14 protein-coding genes are annotated in these 19,519 nt (G+C 68.7%); 9 read left to right on the top strand and 5 right to left on the bottom strand.

Features of this window, described 5'->3' with window-relative positions:
• Positions 1–220: 220 nt before the first annotated feature.
• The 5 genes from Adu01nite_RS17430 (at position 221) to Adu01nite_RS17410 (ending at position 8,728) form a co-directional block, all read left to right on the top strand.
• On the top strand, positions 221–1,603 hold the full coding sequence (locus Adu01nite_RS17430) for an ABC transporter substrate-binding protein (protein WP_203727934.1): 1,383 nt from the start codon (positions 221–223) through the stop codon (positions 1,601–1,603).
• Between the two features lie 66 nt (positions 1,604–1,669).
• Positions 1,670–2,611, top strand: a complete 942-nt coding sequence (locus Adu01nite_RS17425; RefSeq protein WP_379138431.1) for a carbohydrate ABC transporter permease — start codon at positions 1,670–1,672, stop codon at positions 2,609–2,611.
• A gap of 4 nt (positions 2,612–2,615) precedes the next feature.
• Positions 2,616–3,488 carry a carbohydrate ABC transporter permease gene (locus Adu01nite_RS17420; protein ID WP_203727932.1) on the top strand — a complete coding sequence of 291 codons (873 nt, stop codon included), beginning with the start codon at positions 2,616–2,618 and terminating at the stop codon, positions 3,486–3,488.
• 66 nt (positions 3,489–3,554) lie between these two features.
• Positions 3,555–5,132, top strand: coding sequence for a glycoside hydrolase family 13 protein (locus Adu01nite_RS17415; RefSeq protein ID WP_239132480.1), 1,578 nt, complete (start codon positions 3,555–3,557; stop codon positions 5,130–5,132).
• Positions 5,133–5,176: 44 nt separating this feature from the next.
• Entirely contained in the window at positions 5,177–8,728 is a 3,552-nt protein-coding gene (locus Adu01nite_RS17410; protein WP_203727931.1) for a discoidin domain-containing protein, read from the top strand.
• Positions 8,729–8,789: 61 nt separating this feature from the next.
• On the opposite strand, the gene Adu01nite_RS17405 is transcribed toward Adu01nite_RS17410, so the two are convergent.
• The 4 genes from Adu01nite_RS17405 to Adu01nite_RS17390 form a co-directional block, all read right to left on the bottom strand.
• Complete coding sequence (locus Adu01nite_RS17405) at positions 8,790–9,650, bottom strand: alpha/beta fold hydrolase (protein WP_203727930.1); 861 nt, start codon at positions 9,648–9,650, stop codon at positions 8,790–8,792.
• A gap of 9 nt (positions 9,651–9,659) precedes the next feature.
• The gene (locus tag Adu01nite_RS17400) at positions 9,660–10,058 is read right to left on the bottom strand and encodes an HPF/RaiA family ribosome-associated protein (RefSeq protein ID WP_203727929.1); all 399 of its coding nucleotides are present in this window, start codon (positions 10,056–10,058) and stop codon (positions 9,660–9,662) included.
• 66 nt (positions 10,059–10,124) lie between these two features.
• Positions 10,125–10,862, bottom strand: a complete 738-nt coding sequence (locus Adu01nite_RS17395) for an FHA domain-containing protein (RefSeq protein ID WP_239132479.1) — start codon at positions 10,860–10,862, stop codon at positions 10,125–10,127.
• Between the two features lie 11 nt (positions 10,863–10,873).
• Positions 10,874–12,340 (bottom strand): protein kinase domain-containing protein, encoded by a 1,467-nt coding sequence (locus tag Adu01nite_RS17390; RefSeq protein ID WP_203727928.1) that lies wholly within the window; start codon positions 12,338–12,340, stop codon positions 10,874–10,876.
• A 183-nt stretch (positions 12,341–12,523) separates the two neighbouring features.
• On the opposite strand from Adu01nite_RS17390, the gene Adu01nite_RS17385 reads away from it, so the two are divergent.
• The 3 genes from Adu01nite_RS17385 to Adu01nite_RS17375 are packed head-to-tail and all read left to right on the top strand — an operon-like array spanning position 12,524 to position 16,427.
• The gene (locus tag Adu01nite_RS17385) at positions 12,524–13,732 is read left to right on the top strand and encodes a M23 family metallopeptidase (protein WP_203727927.1); all 1,209 of its coding nucleotides are present in this window, start codon (positions 12,524–12,526) and stop codon (positions 13,730–13,732) included.
• Between the two features lie 2 nt (positions 13,733–13,734).
• Positions 13,735–15,135: a BNR repeat-containing protein gene (locus Adu01nite_RS17380; protein WP_203727926.1), complete on the top strand. Its 1,401-nt coding sequence runs from the start codon at positions 13,735–13,737 to the stop codon at positions 15,133–15,135.
• Positions 15,136–15,146: 11 nt separating this feature from the next.
• Positions 15,147–16,427, top strand: a complete 1,281-nt coding sequence (locus tag Adu01nite_RS17375; RefSeq protein WP_203727925.1) for a M23 family metallopeptidase — start codon at positions 15,147–15,149, stop codon at positions 16,425–16,427.
• 4 nt (positions 16,428–16,431) lie between these two features.
• Here Adu01nite_RS17375 and Adu01nite_RS17370 read toward each other — a convergent pair whose 3' ends face one another.
• Complete coding sequence (locus Adu01nite_RS17370) at positions 16,432–16,908, bottom strand: hypothetical protein (protein WP_203727924.1); 477 nt, start codon at positions 16,906–16,908, stop codon at positions 16,432–16,434.
• A 215-nt stretch (positions 16,909–17,123) separates the two neighbouring features.
• Here Adu01nite_RS17370 and Adu01nite_RS17365 point away from each other — a divergent pair, with 215 nt between their 5' ends.
• The gene (locus tag Adu01nite_RS17365) at positions 17,124–19,439 is read left to right on the top strand and encodes a glycoside hydrolase family 9 protein (protein WP_203727923.1); all 2,316 of its coding nucleotides are present in this window, start codon (positions 17,124–17,126) and stop codon (positions 19,437–19,439) included.
• Positions 19,440–19,519: the final 80 nt, after the last annotated feature.

Genomic DNA, 19,519 nt, shown 5'->3' with positions numbered 1-19,519 from the left:
CCAGGTAATACTCCTAACAGAGGGCGGGCCGATGGCCCGCCCTTTTTGTCGCCCGGGTCAAGTCGCGTTTTTTCTTCTTGTAGTCGCCTTCTTGCGGGTAACCGTTTGACTTTGTATCGTCACCTCCACGAAACGCGACGGCGAGACCCAGGTCACAACGAATGCCGTCAGTGCCGAATGCGCAGCTCATCGGGGCCAGACATAAGAAGGGTTGGACAAGATGTCCGTACCGCAGTACCGGAAGGTTGCGGCGCTAGCGCTCGTGGCCGGCCTGGGATTCAGCCTCACCGCCTGCTCCACCAAGAGCGACGACGACACCTCCAAGAGCGCCGGTGGCAAGACCGTCATCACCGTCGACTGCCAGCCGGACGGCTCTCAGAAAGACCTGTTGAAGAACTGGAACGACGACGTCGCGGCGTTCGAGAAGGAAAACCCGGACGTCACGATCAAGAGCGTCAGCGTCGGCCAGCAGTGCGACAACCCGCCGGACTTCACCGCCCGGCTCACCGGCGGCACGATGACCGACGTCTTCTACGGCTACATGACCGACCTGCAGCAGGTGCTCGACTCCGGCCAGGCGATGGACATCAGCCAGTACGTCAGCAAGGACACCATCCCGACCTGGGACAGCGTCGACCCGGCGCTCAAGGCGGTCTTCACCGACGACAACAAGGTGTACGCCGTCCCCACCAAGAACTACTCGATGGGCCTGCTCTACAACAAGACGCTCTTCACCAAGGCCGGCCTTGACGTCGCCAACCCGCCCAAGACGTGGGCCGACGTCCGCGCCGCGGCCAAGAAGATCTCGGCGCTCGGCGGCGGCGTCGCCGGCTACTCGGAGTACAGCGCGGGCAACACCGGCGGCTGGCACTTCACCGCCGAGCTCTACTCGCAGGGCGGTCAGATCCTCTCGGCCGACAACAAGAAGGCCGACTTCAACAACGCCCAGGGCAAGCAGGTCCTGCAGAACCTCAAGGACATGCGGTACGGCGACAACAGCATGGGCAGCCGCCAGCTGCTGCAGTGGGGCGACCTGCTGACCAATGCGGCCGGCGGCAAGGTCGGCATGTTCGTCGGCGCGCCCGACGCCACCACCGCGATCGTGCAGACCTTCCAGGGCAAGTACGACGAGTGGGCGATGGCGCCGCTGCCCGGCCAGGACGGCGCGGCCAAGGGCACGCTCGGCGGCGGCGAGGGCTACTTCTTCCGCAAGGACCTCACCCCGGAGCAGGTCAAGGCCGGTCTGAAGTGGATCGCGTTCGAGAAGCTGACCCCGGGCAAGGGCCAGTTCGACTACGCCCGGGCCAAGCCGCAGAACCAGCCGGTCGGCCTGCCCCAGCCGCTGCTGTTCGCGAACGGCAGCGACGCCCAGAAGCAGGAGGTCGACCTGCGCAAGGCCAACCAGAACCTGCCGACCGAGAACTTCGCGCTCTTCGAGGCGACCCCGGTCCCGATCAAGGGTGAGCCGGCCAACGCGCAGGCCATCTACGCGGTGCTCGACAGCGCGATGTCCGGGGTGCTGACCAACCCCAACGCCAACATCGACGAGTTGCTCAAGACGGCCGAGACCAAGACCAACCAGCTCCTGGCCTCGAACAAGTAACCGGACGGGTGCGGGGGCTCGCAAGCCCCCGCACCCCTGGGAAAGCAGGAGTTTTCGTTGGCGACGATGACCAGCGTGCCGGAGACGAGCCGGAAGCCGCTCAGCGGTGCGTACGGCAAGGCGACGCGGACACGACGCGGCCGCAAGATGCGGGACAACCTCACCGGCTACGCGTTCCTGATCGGGGCGATCTTCTGCTTCGCCCTGTTCTCCTGGTTCCCGATGATCCGCGGCATCGTGATGAGCTTCCAGCACACGAAGCGCGGCGTGACCAGCTGGGTGGGCTTCGACAACTACGTGCGGATCGTCCAGGACCCGAGCTTCTGGACGGCCTGGAAGAACACCGCGTACTTCACCGTCCTCGCGCTGGTGTTCGGCTACGTTCTGCCGTTCGTGGTGGCGATCCTGCTCAACGAGCTGCGGCACGCCAAGGGTTACCTGCGGATCCTGGTCTACCTGCCGGTCATCCTGCCGCCGGCCTCGGCCCTCTTCCTTTTCAAGTACTACGCGTACGACCCGAGTGACGCCGGGCTGTTCAACGCGATCCTCAAGTTCCTGCATCTGCCGACGTCGGAGTGGATGCAGTCGCCGGGGATGACGATGCCGGCCATGGTGCTCGCCTCGACCTGGATGAACATGGGCAGCGCGGTCCTGGTCTACCTGGCCGCCTTGCAGAACATCCCGGGCGAGCTGTACGAGGCGGCCGAGCTGGACGGCGCGGGCCTGCTGCGGCGGATCTGGAACGTGACGATCCCGCAGACCCGGCTGATCCTCGCGCTGCTGGCGATGCTGCAGATCGTCGCCACCATGCAGGTCTTCATCGAGCCGCTGATCCTCGCCAACGGCGCCGGCACCCAGGACTCGGCGACCACCGTGGCCTACCTGATCTACCAGCACGGCTTCTTCCAGAACGATCTGAACGGCGCCGCCGCGCTGGGCGTGATCATGCTGCTGGTCCTCGCCGCCTTCTCCGCCGTCTACGTGCGGCTGACCACGAAACAGGACTGAGACGATGTCCCGAACTCTCATCTCGCAGGCGCAGATCGGCCGCGGCCGGGGCCGGTACCTCTATTGGGCGATCGTCGTCGCGGTCCTCCTCATCTTCACGCTGATCTTCATCGGGCCGCTCTACTGGATGGTCACCGGCGCGCTCAAGAGCGGGCAGGAGATCGCGCAGACCCCGCCGACGCTGTTTCCGAAGGATCCGCAGACGCGGAACTACACCGACGCGTGGACCAATCTCAACCTGGCCAAGCTGATGTTCAACACGTTCTACTACGCGATCGGCGCGGTCTTCTTCCAGCTGGTCTTCGACACCGCCGCGGCGTACGCGTTGTCGAAGCTCCGCCCGATCTTCGGCAACGTGGTCCTCGGCCTGATGCTGGCGACGCTGATGATCCCGGCGATGGTGCTGATCGTCCCGCAGTACGTGACCGCGATCGACCTGCCGTTCGTGCACGTCAGCCTGCTCGACTCGCCGTTCGCGATCTGGCTGCCGCTGGTCGCCAACGCGTTCAACATCTTCCTGCTGAAGCGCTTCTTCGACTCGATCCCGGAGGATCTGATCGCGGCGGCGATGGTGGACGGCGCGTCGCCGCTGCGCACGCTGTGGTCGATCATCCTGCCGATGTCGCGGCCGATCCTCGGGGTGGTCTCGATCTTCGCGGTCACGTACGTCTGGAAGGACTTCCTCTGGCCGAAGCTGGTGATGCCGTCCCCGGAGACGAGGACGCTGAGCGTCGGCATCTACGCGTTTTCCGGCGGCACCCCGATGAACGTGGTCGTCGCCGCTTCGGTCATCGCCGCCATCCCCACGGTGGTCATCTTCTTGATCTTCCAGCGGAACATCATGGCCGGCCTGACCAGCGGTAGCCTCAAAGGCTGACAAATCATCTGAAATTGGGTCCGGACATTGTCCGGGCCGCTCACCCATGCGAGAAAGCAGGTCCTCGTGTCCACATCCGAGTGGTGGCGTAGCGCGGTTATCTACCAGGTGTACCCGCGGAGCTTCGCCGACGCGGACGGCGACGGCGTCGGCGACGTCGACGGTATCCGCGCCCACCTGCGGCACCTGCGTGACCTGGGCGTCGACGCGATCTGGATGAGCCCGTGGTACCCGTCGCCGATGGCCGACGCCGGCTACGACGTGGCCGATTTCCGGGACATCGACCCGGCGTTCGGCACGCTCGCCAAGGCCGAGGCGCTGATCGAGGAGGCACACGCGGCCGGCATTCGGATGATCGTCGACATCGTCCCGAACCACATCTCCAGCGAGCACAAATGGTTCAAGGCCGCCCTCGCGTCCCCGGACGCGCCGGAACGGGACTACTTCTGGTTCCGGCCCGGTAGGGGACGCAACGGCGACGAGATGCCGACGAATTGGCGGGGGGAATTCGGCGGCACCACCTGGACGCGTACGCCGGACGGCCTTTGGTATCTGCATTTGTTCACGCCCGAGCAGCCCGACCTGAACTGGGATCACCCGGATGTGCGGGCCGAGTTCGAGAGCATTCTGCGGTTCTGGTTCGACCGTGGCGTCGACGGCATCCGGATCGACTCGGCGGCGCTGCTCTTCAAGGACCGCGACCTGCCCGAGGTGGTGGACGGGGAGAAGCACCCGTTCCACGACCTCGACGAGGTGCACGACGTCTACCGCGGGTGGCGGCGGGTCGCCGACGAATATCCGGATCGCGCCCTGATCGGCGAGGTGTGGATGCCGGAGGTCGAGCGGTTCGCCAACTACCTGCGGCCGGACGAGTTGCACGCCGCGTTCAACTTCGACTTCCTCGGCTGCGCCTGGGATCCGCGGCTGATGCGCGCATGCGTCGACCGCACCCTGGACGCGCACCGCGCGGTCGGCGCCCCCGCGACCTGGGTGCTGTCCAACCACGACGTCACCCGGCACGTCACCCGCTACGGCCGGGCCGACACCACGTTCAGCTTCGACAACAACCTCGACGGCACCCCGGTCGACCTGGAGCTCGGCACCCGGCGGGCCCGGGCGGCCGCGCTGCTGTCCCTGTCGCTGCCCGGCGCCACCTACGTCTACCAGGGCGAGGAGCTCGGCCTCGGGGAGAACGAGAACATCCCGCACGAGCAATACCAGGACCCGATGTGGGCGCGTCGCGGGCACAGCCGGGACGGCTGCCGGGTGCCGCTGCCGTGGAGCGGCGACGAGCAGCCGTTCGGGTTCAGCACCGGTACGCCGTGGCTGCCGCAGCCGATCGAGTGGAAGGGCCTGACCGTCGAGGCGCAGACCGGCGACCCCCACTCGATGCTCGAGCTCTACCGCAACGCCATCGCCCTGCGCCGCACCGAGGACGGGCTGCACCGGCCCGCCATGTCCTGGCTGGACCTCGGCCCCGAGGTCCTCGCCTACACCCGAGGCGACCGGTTCGCCTGCGTCGTCAACATGTCCGGCTCCCCGATCCCCCTGCCGGACCACGAGACCTCCCTGCTCGCCAGTGGCCCACTCGACGGTGACCGTATCCCCCCGGACACCGCCGTCTGGCTGCGTTTGACGGCCTGACAGGGAGCCGGGGGCTTTTCACGGAAGAAAGGCTCGCTCCCGCTATGCCTCGATTCAGAAGACTCCTCGCCGCGGCCGCCGCGGCCGGAGTCGTCGCCGCCGTATTCTCCGTCCCCACCGCAGCGTCCGCCGCCGGCCCCGACCTGGCCGCCGGAAAGACCTTCAGTGCCAGCAGCTACGCCGACGTCTACCAGGCCCCAAGGGCGGGCGACGGCAACGCCGACACGTACTGGGAGAGCCAGAACAACGCCTTCCCGCAGTGGCTGCAGGTTGACCTGGGCGCCGCCACCCAGGTCAACCAGGCGGTCCTCAAGCTGCCGCCGGCCACCGCCTGGGCCACCCGCACCGAGACCCTGACCGTTGCGGGCAGCACCGACGGCTCGTCGTTCAGCACCCTGAAGGCGTCGGCCGGCTACGTCTTCAACCCGGCCTCCGGCAACACCGTCACGATCGACTTCACCGCGGCCGCGGCCCGCTTCGTCCGGCTCACCTTCACCGCCAACACCGGCTGGCCGGCCGGTCAGCTGTCCGAGCTCGAGGTCTACGGCCCGGTCACCGGCGACACCCAGGCGCCCACCGCGCCCGGCAACCTCGCCTACACCCAGCCGGCGTCCGGGCAGATCCGGCTGACCTGGTCGGCGTCGACCGACAACGTCGGCGTCACCGGCTACGACGTCTACGCCAACGGCGTGCTCCGAACCAGCCTCGGCGCGGGCGCGCTGACCTGGACCGACAGCCAGCCGGACACCGCCACCGTCGCCTACTACGTGACGGCGAAGGACGCGGCCGGCAACGTGTCGGCGGCGAGCAGCACGGTGACCCGCAACGGCACCGGCGGGACCGGCACCAACCTGGCCCTCAACCAGCCGATCGAGGCGTCGTCGACGATCTACACGTTCGTGGCGACCAACGCCGACGACGGCGACACCGCCACCTACTGGGAGGGGAGTGCCTACCCGGCGACCCTCACCGCCAAGCTCGGCGCGAACGCCACCCTGCAGCAGGTGGTGGTCAAGCTCAACCCGGACAGCTCGTGGGCGACCCGGCAGCAGACGTTCTCGGTCCTCGGCCGGGAGCAGAGCTCGTCGACCTTCACCACGCTGGTCGGTTCCGCGACGTACACCTTCAACCCGGCCTCCGGTAACACGGTGACGGTTCCGGTGAGCGGGACCGCCGCCGACGTCCGGCTGTCCTTCACCGCCAACACCGGCGCGCCGAGCGGTCAGGTCGCCGAGTTCCAGGTGATCGGCGTCGCGGCGCCCAACCCGGACCTGACGATCACCGGCCTGTCGTCCTCGCCCGCGGCGCCGGTCGAGACCGACGCGGTGACGCTGTCGGCGGTGGTGCGCAACGGCGGTGCGGCCTCCTCCGGCGCCACCAACGTCAATTTCTATCTGGGTACGACGAAGGTCGGCACCGCCACCGTGGCCGCGCTCGCGGCGGGCGCCTCGGCGACCGTCACGGCCGACATCGGCGCTCGCGACGCCGGCAGTTACGCGCTCTCCGCCAAGGTGGACGAGTCGAACACGGTGATCGAGACCAACGAGGCGAACAACTCGTTCACCTCCGCGTCGAACCTGGTGGTGACCCCGGTCAGCAGCTCCGACCTGGTCGCCTCGGTGGTGTCCTGGTCGCCCGGCAACCCGGCCGCCGGTAACACGGTGACCTTCTCGGTGACCATCAAGAACCAGGGGTCGGCCGCGTCGGCCGCGGGCGCGCACGGCGTCACGCTGACCGTGCTCAACGGCTCGACCGTGGTGAAGACGCTGACCGGCTCCTACAGCGGCACGCTCGCCGCCGGGGCCTCCTCGCCCGCCCTCGACCTCGGCACCTGGACCGCCGTGAACGGCAAGTACACGGTCCGGACGGTGGTCGCGGTCGACGGCAACGAGCTCGCCGTCAAGCAGGCCAACAACACCGCGGAGAAGCCGTTCTTCGTCGGTCGCGGCGCCAACATGCCGTACGACATGTACGAGGCCGAGGACGGCACGGTCGGCGGTGGCGCGGCGATCGTCGGGCCCAACCGCACCGTCGGCGACCTGGCCGGCGAGGCGTCCGGGCGCAAGGCCGTGACGCTCAACCAGACCGGGTCGTACGTGCAGTGGACCACCCGGGCCGCCACCAACACGGTCGTCGCCCGGTTCTCCATCCCGGACGGCACGACCAGCTCGATCAACGTGTACGTCAACGGCAGCCTGACCAAGACCCTGCCGCTCACCTCGAAGTACGCCTGGTTGTACGGCGACGAGACCGCACCGCAGAACTCCGGCTCGAACCCGCGGCACATCTACGACGAGGCGAACATCCTGCTGACCGGCTCGTTCCCGGCCGGCAGCACGCTGAAGCTGCAGAAGGACGCGGCCAACTCGGGCACCATCGCGATCGACTTCGTCAACACCGAGCAGGTCGCGCCGGTCGCCAACCCCGACACGACCAAGTACGTGGTGCCGGCCGGCTTCGACCAGCAGTCGGTGCAGAACGCGCTCGACACCGCCCGGCAGGACACCACCAAGCTGGGCGTCTACCTCCCGGCCGGGGACTACTCGACCAGCAGCAAGCTGCAGGTCTACGGCCGGCCGATCGTGGTGACCGGTGCCGGACCCTGGTACACCCGGTTCTACACGCCGACCACCCAGACCGAGACCGACGCCGGCTTCCGGGCCGACTCGGGCGCGAACGGCTCCACCTTCAAGAACTTCGCGTTCTTCGGTAACTACACGACCCGGATCGACGGTCCCGGCAAGGTGTTCGACTTCGCGAACGTCTCCGGGATCACCATCGACAACATCTGGGCCGAGCACGTGGTGTGCCTCTACTGGGGCGCGAACACCGACAACATGGTCATCAAGAACTCGCGGATCCGGGACACGTTCGCCGACGGCGTCAACATGACCAACGGCAGCACCGGCAACCTGGTCGACAACAACGAGGCCCGGGCCACCGGCGACGACTCGTTCGCGCTGTTCTCGGCGATCGACGCCGGCGGCTCGGACGAGATCAACAACACCTTCTCGAACCTGACGTCGATCCTGACCTGGCGGGCCGCCGGCATCGCGGTCTACGGCGGGTACGCCAACACGTTCAAGAACATCTACGTCGCGGACACCCTCGTCTACTCGGGCATCACGATCAGCTCGCTGGACTTCGGCTATCCGATGAACGGGTTCGGCGCGTCGCCGCCGACCGTGCTCGACAACATCTCGATCGTCCGGGCCGGTGGCCACTTCTGGGGCCAGCAGGTCTTCCCGGCGATCTGGGTGTTCAGCGCGTCCAAGGTGTTCCAGGGGATCCGGGTCAGCAACGTCGACATCGTCGACCCGACCTACTCCGGGATCATGTTCCAGACCAACTACGTCGGCGGTCAGCCGCAGAACCCGGTCAAGGACACGATCTTCACCAACGTGACGATCACCGGCGCGCAGAAGAGCGGCGACGCGTACGACGCCAAGTCCGGTTACGGCATCTGGGCCAACCCGCTGCCCGAACCCGGTCAGGGCCCGGCGGTCGGCACCGCCACCTTCACCAACCTGGTGCTGAGCAACAACTACCGGGACATCGAGAACACGACCAGCACGTTCACCATCGTGCGCAACTGAACCCCGCTCCCATCCCCAGAGGAGGGGCCCGCGCCACGTCCGGCGCGGGCCCCTCCGCGGGTCAGGCCGCAGCCTGCCGGCGGAGCGTGGCCACGATCAGCTTGAAGTTGTCGATCAGCGAGAGGTGTCCCTCGCCGGGGAGCAGGTGGACCTCCGGGTCGGGCAGGTGCTCGGCGAGCCACTGGCCGTGCCCGAACGGCACCATCCGGTCCTGATCGCCCTGCCAGATCGAGACCGGCGGCTCGATGGTGGCCAGCTCGAACCCCCACGGCTTGGTGAAGGCGAGATCGTCGTCCCGCCACCCGGCGATCCCGCCGGAGAGCGCATGCCGGAACGACTGGGCCAGATAGTCCGCGAACCCGCCGACCAGGGCCTGCTTGTCCACGTCGGCGATCAGGTCACCGAACGCCTCGATGACCTCCGACCCTTTCACCTCGCCCATCGTCTCGGCGGCGTGGTTGAGGAAGGCCTCCAGTTTCGCCCGGCCGGCCGCCGCCGCGCCGAACTCCTCGACGTTCTCGCTGCCCATGCCGTCCAGCCAGTCCAGCCCTTCGGCCTCGGACGGTGCCACCCCGGCCATCGTCGCCACCGCGAGGCAGCGGCCGGGCAGCAGGGCGGCGCAGGCCAGGGCGTGCGGGCCGCCGCCGGACCAGCCGGCGGTGACGAACTCCGCGATGCCCGCCGCGTCCAGGACCGCGGCCGTGTCGGCCGCCGCCGAGGCGACGCTGCGGCCGGGGTCCTCGGTCGAGGTGCCGTAACCGGGGCGGCTGATCAGGACGAGGCGGATGCCGGGGACGGCGAGCGGGCCGTACCGGACGGCCGCGGCCGGGGTCCCGTGGTGCAGGACCAGCGGCAATCCCTCCGCCGGCCCTTCGACCAGATATTCCAGCGTGCGTCCGTCCGGTAGAACCACAGTCTCCATGGCCCCAGCCTAGGACGGAGTTGAGGCTTCCGGCTCGGGGTCGATCTCCGGGGTCGGGACCTCGCGCAGGTGGCGGTTGTTGCGGGGCTCCTGGCGGTGCTTCGCGTCGTTCAGGCGGCGGCGCAGGTCGTCGCGGACGTCCATCACCGCCGCGTGCAGGTCCTCCTCCGACGAGGTGGTGACGATCTTGTCGCGACCGCTGATCCAGCACTCCAGGGTGACCTTCTGGCCGCGCGCCTCGCGGTCCTTGACGGAGATCTCCAGCTCGGTGGCGTCGGCGTGGAACGAGGCCAGCCGGTTGTCCAGGGTGGCGAACTGCTCGGCGAGCCAGTTCCGGTCGCCCTGGCTGAAACCGGCGCCGACCCGCAGGCACTCCTCGACGGTGGCCGGGTTGCTGACCGCACTCATCAGATCTCCTCGTGGTGGACAACTGGGACAAGCCGCCTGTTACCCGGGAGCGCGCAACGAAAACCCCTACCGAGCGCCCGGCGGGGGTGGCAGCAGGGCGAGGTGCCGCTCGGCTACCAGATTGAAGCGCAGCGCGCAGCTGACCAGGGCTTCCCGCTTGTGATCGAGGCGGCCGGAGCGCTGCCCGGCGGTGTCCCGCTGCCGGAGGCGCAGCTTGTGTTCGGCGAGGTAGTCGATGTGGAAGTTGACCGCGCTGCGGGTAAGGGCGCCGTGCAGGCGGTCGACGATCTCCGGGATCAGCGGGATCGCCACCGAGGAACTGTCCCGCAGCCGTGGCTCGCACAGGGCCACCAGGATCAGGAAGTATTTCGCGCTCTCGTCCAGCGAGAAGGCCGGCATCGTGGCCGGGCCGGTCGGTGCGCCGTCCCGGGCCGGATCGGCGTAGGTGTGCTCGGGCGCGTAGACCAGGAAGGACACCTCGCCGTCCGGGACCGGGATCACCACCCGGGCGAACTCGAACGGCACCGGCGCGTCGATCCGGCGCGGCGCGATCTTCAGGTGCTCGCCGCCGCCCTCCGGGTTGTCCACCACGTAGGTGCGCTCGGCGCTGAAGTTGCTGATCAGCCAGAAGTCGGCGGTCGCGGTCAACTGGCCGGCCAGCCGGGACACCGCCGGGTGCGGCAGCGGTACGTCCGGCGTGCGGCCGGAACCACCCCGGCCGAACGTGGCCGTGCCGCCCGGGGGCAGGCGCACCAGCTCCGGCTTGTCGGCGTCGGACGGGATCTGGATGAGAACACCGGGCATGGTGGGTCCGCTCAGTAGCCGTACGCAATCATCTTGGTCTTGATCTTGCTGGTGTAGGCCGTCGTCTCCGGTGGGATGCCGTCGACCTTGCGGACGCGCTTGCCGCCGACCCGGTAGGCCGCGGCGATCAGCAGTTGCGGGTCGCCGGGCAGGTAGCCGACGGTGTCGACGAGATAGCAGAGGAAGCCGGCCATCGCCCGGATCGCGTCGTCTGTGTTGAAGACGCTGGCGGTGCGGTCCGGATGCTTGGGTGCCCAGCCCGCGAAGACCGTCGGCGTCCACATCGCGATGCCGTATTCGTCGGTCTGCGGGGATCGCTTGTTCGGGTCGAAGTTGCTCTCCACCTTGAGCATCGCGGCGATCAGGGCCGGCGTGACCGGAGCCTTGGGGCAGCTGTGCGCCGCACTGGTGATCACCGTGCGGTACTGGGCCGGCACCTCGCCGCCGGGCCGAAGCTCACCCTTGGCCGCTTCTTGGACCGGCACGGCCGGCTTCACCTCGCCGGGCGCGGCCGAGGCACTCAGCAGGAGCACCGCCATGGAGGCGGCGACGGCGGAGGCGACCCGATGCCGTGGTGGCGTCGAACCGGCCGGAGTCGCGCCGGCCATCCGCGCGGCCAGGTCCCGGGTGGCGGCCAATCGCTCGGCGTAGGAGGCGCGCAGGCAGTCGCGGATGATCGCCGGCCACGGCTCCGGGATCGTCGTGGCCAACCGCAGCCGGCCGGGATCGGCGGCGTACTCGCGGATGGCGCCGGCCCGGGCGGCCGGGGTCGCGCCCGGGAACGGGTGCATGCCGCCGGTCAGGACCTCGTGGGCGAGCACGCCGAACGCCCACACGTCGGTGGCCGGCCGGGTGATCACGCCGCGGCTGTCCAGGCCCTGGTCCCACCACTCCGGCGGCAGGTAGTCCTGGGTGCCGAGGCCGGGCGTGTAGCCGTGCGTGCCGTCCAGCTCGGCGGCCAGGCCGAAGTCGCCGACCCGGGCCCATCCGTCGTCGGCGATCAGCACGTTGGCCGGTTTCAGGTCGCCGTGCACCCAGCCCTTGGCGTGCATGTAGGTCAGCGCGTGCCACACCTGGCGGAGAAGGATGGCGCCGTCCGCGGGCGGCTTACCGGGGTTGCTCTCCAGGAGTCGCCGCAGGTCGGTGCGGGCCAGCTCCATGACCAGCGCGACCGAACCGTCCGGGCAGGTCAGCGCCTCGAAGACGCGGATCAGATGAGCATGCCGGGCATCGCGGCCGAACCGCTTCTCCCGGTCCAGGATCTCGGCGAACGTCGCCCGCTGGGCCGGTGTGAGCGTCGCCGCCGGCAGCAGCTTCAGCGCCACGTCGTCCGGGGCGCCCGGCCGCGGCGTCAGCCGGCGCGCGGCGTACACGCTTCCCCATTGACCCGAGGCAAGGTAACTGACGACCCGGTAATCGCCGATGATCGTCCCGTCGGCCACGTCGGCCAAGGGTCGGTCGGACCTGCCCAGCCACATTTCGCCCCCTTTCGGGGGCCATTGTGCAACACCGTCTCCATCGGACAGCCGTCCGCAACCTGAGAGCTCTCAGGTGCCCGGCCGGAACGCACGCCATCAACATGTGTCCATGTCCCTGGTGACCGTGGCGCCCGGCGTGGCTGCCCCGACAAGACCTTCCACATCTACGGCTGAGGCGGGAAAATGCGCATTCTCCATTTCGGACTGATCGGACTGATCGCGGGTGCCTTCGTTGCTCCGCAGACCGCCATGGCGGCCTACTCGGCGCGCTGCCCGGCGGCCGGCTCGATCTCGCAGGGCTATCACAGCGGGCACGACGGCATCGACATCGCCAACGCGCTCGGCACCCCGATCTACGCGGTCGGCGCGGGCACCGTCACCGCCTCCGGCCCGGCCCAGGGCTACGGGCAGTGGATCCGGATCAAGCATGCCGACGGCAGCATGACCGAGTACGGGCACATGTACCAGCGGGACGTGGCGGTCGGCGCGACCGTCGCGGCCGGGCAGCGGATCGCCCTGATGGGCCAGGAGGGCGAGGCCACCGGGCCGCACCTGCACCTGCGCACCTACGCCACGGCCGGCGACGCGCACGGCATCAACCCGGCCGACTACCTGCTCGCCCGCGGCCTCACCGTGCCGTGCACGCCGACCAGCCGGAACCCGCAGACGGTCGGCTACTACAACCAGGGCGACGCGACGTTCCACCTGAGCAACGTGAACGCCAGCGGTAGCTCCGACTACGCGTTCGGGTTCGGCCCGGCCAGCACCGCGGTCCGGCCGGTGGTCGGCGACTGGGACGGCAACGGGAAGGACGGGGTCGGCTACTACGACACCCGGGACGCCACGTTCCACCTGTCGAACGCGCTGGCCAGCGGCAGCTCGGACTATGCGTTCGGGTTCGGCCCGGCCGGCTCGGCGATCTATCCGGTCACCGGCGACTGGGACGGCAACGGGAAGGACAGCGTCGGCTACTACGACTCCCGCGACGCCACGTTCCACCTGTCCAACTCCCTGGCCAGTGGCAGCTCCAACTACGCCTTCGGCTTCGGGCCGGTGAGCACCGCGGTCCGGCCGGTGGTCGGCGACTGGAACGGCGACGGCAAGGACAGCATCGGCTACTACGACACCCGGGATGCGACCTTCCACCTGTCGAACTCGCTCGCCAGCGGCAGCTCCAACTACGCGTTCGGGTTCGGGCCGGTCAGCACCGCCGTCGAGCCGGTGGTCGGCGACTTCGACGGCAACGGCACCACCACCATCGGCTACCACGACACCCGGGACGCCACCTTCCACCTGTCCAACCAGCTGGCGAGCGGCAGCTCCGACCTCGCCTTCGGCTACGGGCCGGCCGGCGCGAGCATCCGGGGCGTCTTCGGCGACTGGAACGGCTGACCGTGAAACTCAAACGCCTCGGCCTGGCCGCCGTGATGATCGTCGTCGCGGCGGCCGGGTGGGGTGCGCCGGCCACCGCCGCCGCGCCCGCCGTCACCCTCATCAGCAACACCGTGGTCGACCCGGCCGCCCTCTACTTCGAGTCCTATCAGGGGCTGGTCAACAACGAGTCGTTCCAGCAGAGCGGGATCCTCAGCTACGCCGGCTACCAGTACGCGTCCTGGTACACCGCGAACCGCTCGGTCGTCGTCGGGCGGCGAGCCCTGCCGGGCGGCACCTGGCAGACCCTCACCCTGCCGCACCAGCTGACCGCGAACGACTCGCACAACGTCATCTCGCTCGGCATCTCCACCGCCGACGGGCGTCTGCACGTCGCGATGGACACCCACGACACCGTCATCTTCTACGCCAAGTCGGAGGCCGGGCTGGTGTCCGCGCCGGCCGGGCACGCCTGGGTGGCCGGCGCGTTCGGGTCGATCCAGCGCACCCTCGACGGCGCCGAGCTGGGCACGATCACCTACCCGCGGTTCCTCGCCGCGCCCGGCGGGGTGCTTCAACTCAGCTACCGCACCGGCGTCTCCGGAAACGGAACCGAAGAACTTGCCGAGTACGACGTCGCAGGCGGCTGGACCAAGCTCGGGCGGTGGCAGTCGGCGGCCGGCACCTACGGCGTGAGCACGACCCGCAACCTCTATCCGCACGGCTTCACCTACGACCGGGCCGGTCGGCTGCACGCCGCGTTCACCTGGCGGGAAGGCGGCACCGGCGTCCTGTGCAGCGGTGGCGGGCTGTCCAACCACGACACCGACTACGTCTACAGCGACGACCGCGGCCGCACCTGGCACAACGACGCCGGCGCCGTGGTCGCCCGCACCGGCGGGACGCCGCAGCTCGCCCTGGACAGCCCCGGCATCGTGGTCGACCCGCTCGACGTCGACCACGCCCTGATGAACGACGAGAGTCAGGACGTCGACTCGGCCGGCAACCCGCACGTGGCGATCAGTTACGTGCCCGGCCGTTACCTGTCCTGCGTTTCCAGCTATGCGAGCCAGCGGGCCGCGTACGCACGCCTCTTCCATCTTTATCGCGACGCGGCGGGAGTCTGGCGCAAGGCCGAGGTGCCGGAGCCGCTCGGCTCGACCAACCGTTCCCAGCTGATGTTCGACTCGCACGACAACCTCTACGTCGTCATGCCCTACGGCCGGATCGTCAGCGCGAGCGCGGCCAGTGGCTGGACCGACTGGACGGTCCGCTTCGACGGGACCGCCCTGAACGCGTTCGGCGAGGTGCTGATCGACCGGTCCCGGATCGAGGGCGAGGACGTGCTCTCGGTGCTCTACCAGCAGCGATCCAGCGGAACGACCCCCTCCGCGCTGAAGGTGGCCGACTTCCGCCTCTCCTGAAGGGATTCTCGATGTCGCGAACACGTCTGACTTTCGCCGCCGTACTCTCCCTCTTTCTGTCCCTGATCTTTGCCGGGCCTGCGCATGCGCTGCCGGCCAAGCCTCGATTCCAACTGCCGTTTCCGTGTGGGCAGAGCTGGTCGCTGTTCAGCTACGCCGGCCACAACCCGGCCGACCGCAAGATCGACATGCAGCGGATCGGTGGCACCACGCTCGGCAGTCCGGTGGTCGCCGCGCTCGGCGGCACCGTGCACGAGTGGTTCGACCCGGGCGGGCTGGAGATCGACCACGGCAACGGCTGGTTCACCGTCTACCTGCACATGCGGGTGCGGTCGGTGTCGCCCGGCACCCGGGTCGCCCAGGGGCAGAAGATCGGCGAGGTCGGCAACGTCGGCACGACCGACCCGCACCTGCACTACGAGCTGCTCTACGACAGCAACGGCAACGGTGACGGGGAGAACGGTGAGATCGTCACCGCCGCCTTCAACTCCGTCGACTACAACATGGGCGCGAGCGGGCAGAACTCCTACAGCGTGACCAGCCACAACTGTGGTGCCAGCCCGCAGACGGTCGGTTACTACAACGCCGGCGACGCCACCTTCCACCTGAGCAACACGAACGCCAGCGGTAGCTCGAACTATGCGTTCGGGTTCGGGCCGGTCAGCACCGCGGTGCGGCCGGTGGTCGGCGACTGGAACGGTGACGGGAAGGACAGCGTCGGCTACTACGACACCCGGGACGCGACGTTCCATCTGTCGAATGCGCTGGCCAGCGGGAGCTCGGACTACGCGTTCGGGTTCGGGCCGAGCGGCTCGGCGATCTATCCGGTGACCGGCGACTGGAACGGTGACGGCAAGGACAGCGTCGGCTACTACGACTCCCGCGATGCCACCTTCCACCTGTCCGACGCGCTCGCCAGCGGCAGCTCGAACTACGCCTTCGGGTTCGGGCCGGTCAGCACCGCGGTCCGGCCGGTCGTCGGCGACTGGAACAACGATGGCAAGGACAGCGTCGGCTACTACGACACCCGGGACGCGACCTTCCACCTCTCCAACGACCTGGCCAGTGGCAGCTCCGACTACGCGTTCGGGTTCGGCCCGGCCAGCCCTCTGGTGCAGCCGGTGACCGGGGACTTCGACGGGAACGGCAGCACCACCATCGGCTATCACGACACCCGGGACGCCACCTTCCACCTGTCCAACTCGCTGTCCAGCGGCAGCTCCGACCTCGCCTTCGGCTTCGGCCCGGCCGGCGCCGCCATCACCAGCGTCTTCGGCGACTGGAACGGCTGACCGGTCAGGCCACCGGCCGCAGCCATGGATCCAGGTCCAGCAACTGTGCCGCGCCCGCGTTGGCCAGCCGCTCGTACAGCTCCGGGGTGAGCATGACCATCTGCACATGGCCGGTGCCGGTGTCGATCCCGTAGACGCCGGTGGTGGGATCGGTCAACAGCTGATCCGCGATCGGAATGGCGGCCTCGACCCCCTCGGCGATGCTCGGCTCGGCCGGGGGAGTCGCGGCCGCCGGCGGTCCCTGCTCGGCCACCCCGGCCGGTGGCACGTCCGGGCCGGACGGCCGCAGCATCACCGACGCCGCGCTCACCGCGACCGCCACCGCCGCGGCCGCCGCGATCGGGATCCACCGGGCGCGGGTCCGGGCCGTGGTGGCGGGCCAGCGGCCGGGGTCGGGCTCGGGCGGCGCCGGCTGGGTCGCGCGCCACCGCTCGCCGGCCGCGTGCAGAAGTTCGTCGACATGGTCGCGGTTCTTGCTCATTCCGTCACCTCCAGTGCGGACCGCACCCAGGCCTCGAACACCGCCCGGTCGGTCGCGGCCCCCGCCATCCGAATACTCACACCCCGTCTACCCGCCCCGCCGCCGTCCGGTTGGGTCGGCTGCCGGGGATTCTGCTCCTTCCCAAATTCACAGCGAGATTGTTCAATGTCTGGGAGCGCTCCCATCGACGCTCGTCTCCCCGAAGGGGCATCCCCATGCGCCGTCTGCTCGCAGCCCTTGTCGCCCTCGCCGCCGTGGTCGCCGGCCTCGCCCTCGCCAACGGATCCGCCTCCGCCGCGGGCGCCTTCAACTACGGCGAAGCTCTCCAGAAGTCGATGTTCTTCTACCAGGCCCAGATCGCCGGCAAGAAGCCCGCCTGGAGTCAGGTGTCGTGGCGCGGCGACGCGGCCATGACCGACGGGTCCGACGCCGGGCTCGACCTGACCGGCGGCTGGTTCGACGCCGGCGACCACGTCAAGTTCGGCTTCCCGATGGCGTTCACCACCACGATGCTCGCGTGGGGCGCGGTCGAATACCGCGACGCGTACGCAGCAAGTGGGCAGTTGACCTCGTTCTTGAACAACCTGCGGGTGCCGAACGACTACTTCATCAAGGCGCATCCCTCGGCCAATGTGCTGTATGGGCAGGTCGGCAAGGGGGACGACGACCACAAGTGGTGGGGACCGGCCGAAGTGATGCCGATGGCGCGGCCCTCCTACAAGATCGACGCCACCTGCGGCGGCTCGGACCTGGCGGGCGAGACCGCCGCCGCGATGGCGGCCAGCTCCATCGTCTTCCGGCCCACCGACGCGGCCTACGCCGACAAGCTGCTCACCCACGCCAAGCAGCTCTATACCTTCGCCGACACGGTGCGGAAGGCCTACAGCGACTGCATCACCGACGCGGCCTCCTACTACAAGTCGTGGAGCGGCTATCAGGACGAGCTCGTGTGGGGGGCGATCTGGCTCTATCGGGCCACCAATGACGCCACTTATCTCGCCAAGGCCGAAGCGGGTTATGACGCGCTCGGGACCGAACCGCAGACCACCACGCACTCCTACAAGTGGACGATCGCCTGGGACAACAAGCAGTTCGGGGCGTACGTGCTGCTGGCCAACCTGACCGGCAAGCAGAAGTACATCGACGACGCCAACCGGTGGCTCGACTGGTGGACCGTCGGGGTCAACGGCGAGAAGGTGCGCTACTCGCCCGGTGGGGAAGCGGTGCTCGACAGCTGGGGATCGCTGCGCTATTCGGCCAACACCGCCTTTGCCGCGCTCGTCTACAGCGACAAGACCAGTGATGCCACCCGGAAAGCGCGCTATCACGACTTCGCGGTGCGGCAGGTCAATTACGCGCTCGGCGACAACCCGCGGCAATCCAGCTATCTGATCGGGTTCGGCGCCAATGCGCCGAAGAATCCCCATCACCGTACGGCCCATGGCTCCTGGTGGGACAACATGACCGTGCCGACCGAGACGCGGCATGTCCTTTACGGCGCTCTGGTCGGCGGTCCTTCCACCAACGACGACGCGTACGCCGACCAGCGCAGCGACTACGTGATGAACGAGGTCGCCACCGACTACAACGCCGGGTTCACGTCGGCGGTCGCCCGGCTCTACCAGGAGTACGGCGGGACGCCGCTCGCCAACTTCCCGCAGGCCGAGACGCCGGACATGGACGAGATCACCGTCGAGACGACCGTCATGCAGGACGAGCCGCGGGACACCGCGCTCAAGGTGATGATCTACAACAAGTCCGCCTATCCGGCTCGGGCGCTCACCGCATCCACCTACCGGTATTTCTTCCGGCGCGAGGGCACGGCTGCCCTGGTTGTCACCCCCGGATACACGCAGGGCTGTCCCTCGCCCTCGACGGCCAAGCAGTGGTCGGGTGACATCTGGTATGTCGAGGTCAACTGTGCGGGGTACTCGATCACGCCGGCCGGTCAGTCGGCCTATCGGATGGAGGTGCAGTTCAAGGTCGGGGTGGCCGATGGTGGGACGTGGGATTCGTCGAACGATCCGTCCTATCTGGCCGGCACGGCGATCAACAAGAACGTGCCGCTGTACGAGGCGGGCAAGCTGATCTGGGGCCAGGAGCCGGGCACCGTCACGCCGTCACCGACGGTTTCGACATCGCCCACGACCTCCTCGCCCTCGCCGTCCCCTTCGGTTACTTCCTCGCCGACACCCACGCCCACTCCTACCGCGGCTTCGGGCTGCAAGGTCACCTACAGCGTCAACGACTGGGGTGGTGGCTTTACCGGGACGGTCACGCTCACCAACACCGGCACTACGGCGTGGACGGCCTGGAACCTGGGCTTCACCTTCCCCGGCAACCAGAAGATCAGCCAGGGGTGGTCGGCGAACTGGACGCAGAGCGGGGCTCAGGTCACCGCGACCAGCCTGTCGTACAACGGCGCGGTGCCGGCCGGGGGCTCCACGAGTGCCGGGTTCAACGGCACCTACACCGGGACGAATGTGGCGCCCACGGCGTACACCATCAATGGTTTGACCTGCACTCGCTGAAACGCCTCGCTGAAACGCCTCGCTGAAACGCCTCGCTGAAACGCCTCGCTGAAACGCCTCGCTGAAACGCCTCGCGGAAA

It is taken from the genome of Paractinoplanes durhamensis (assembly GCF_016862175.1).
Taxonomy (GTDB): Bacteria; Actinomycetota; Actinomycetes; order Mycobacteriales; family Micromonosporaceae; genus Actinoplanes; species Actinoplanes durhamensis.
This window is presented reverse-complemented; position numbering and strand designations above follow the sequence as displayed.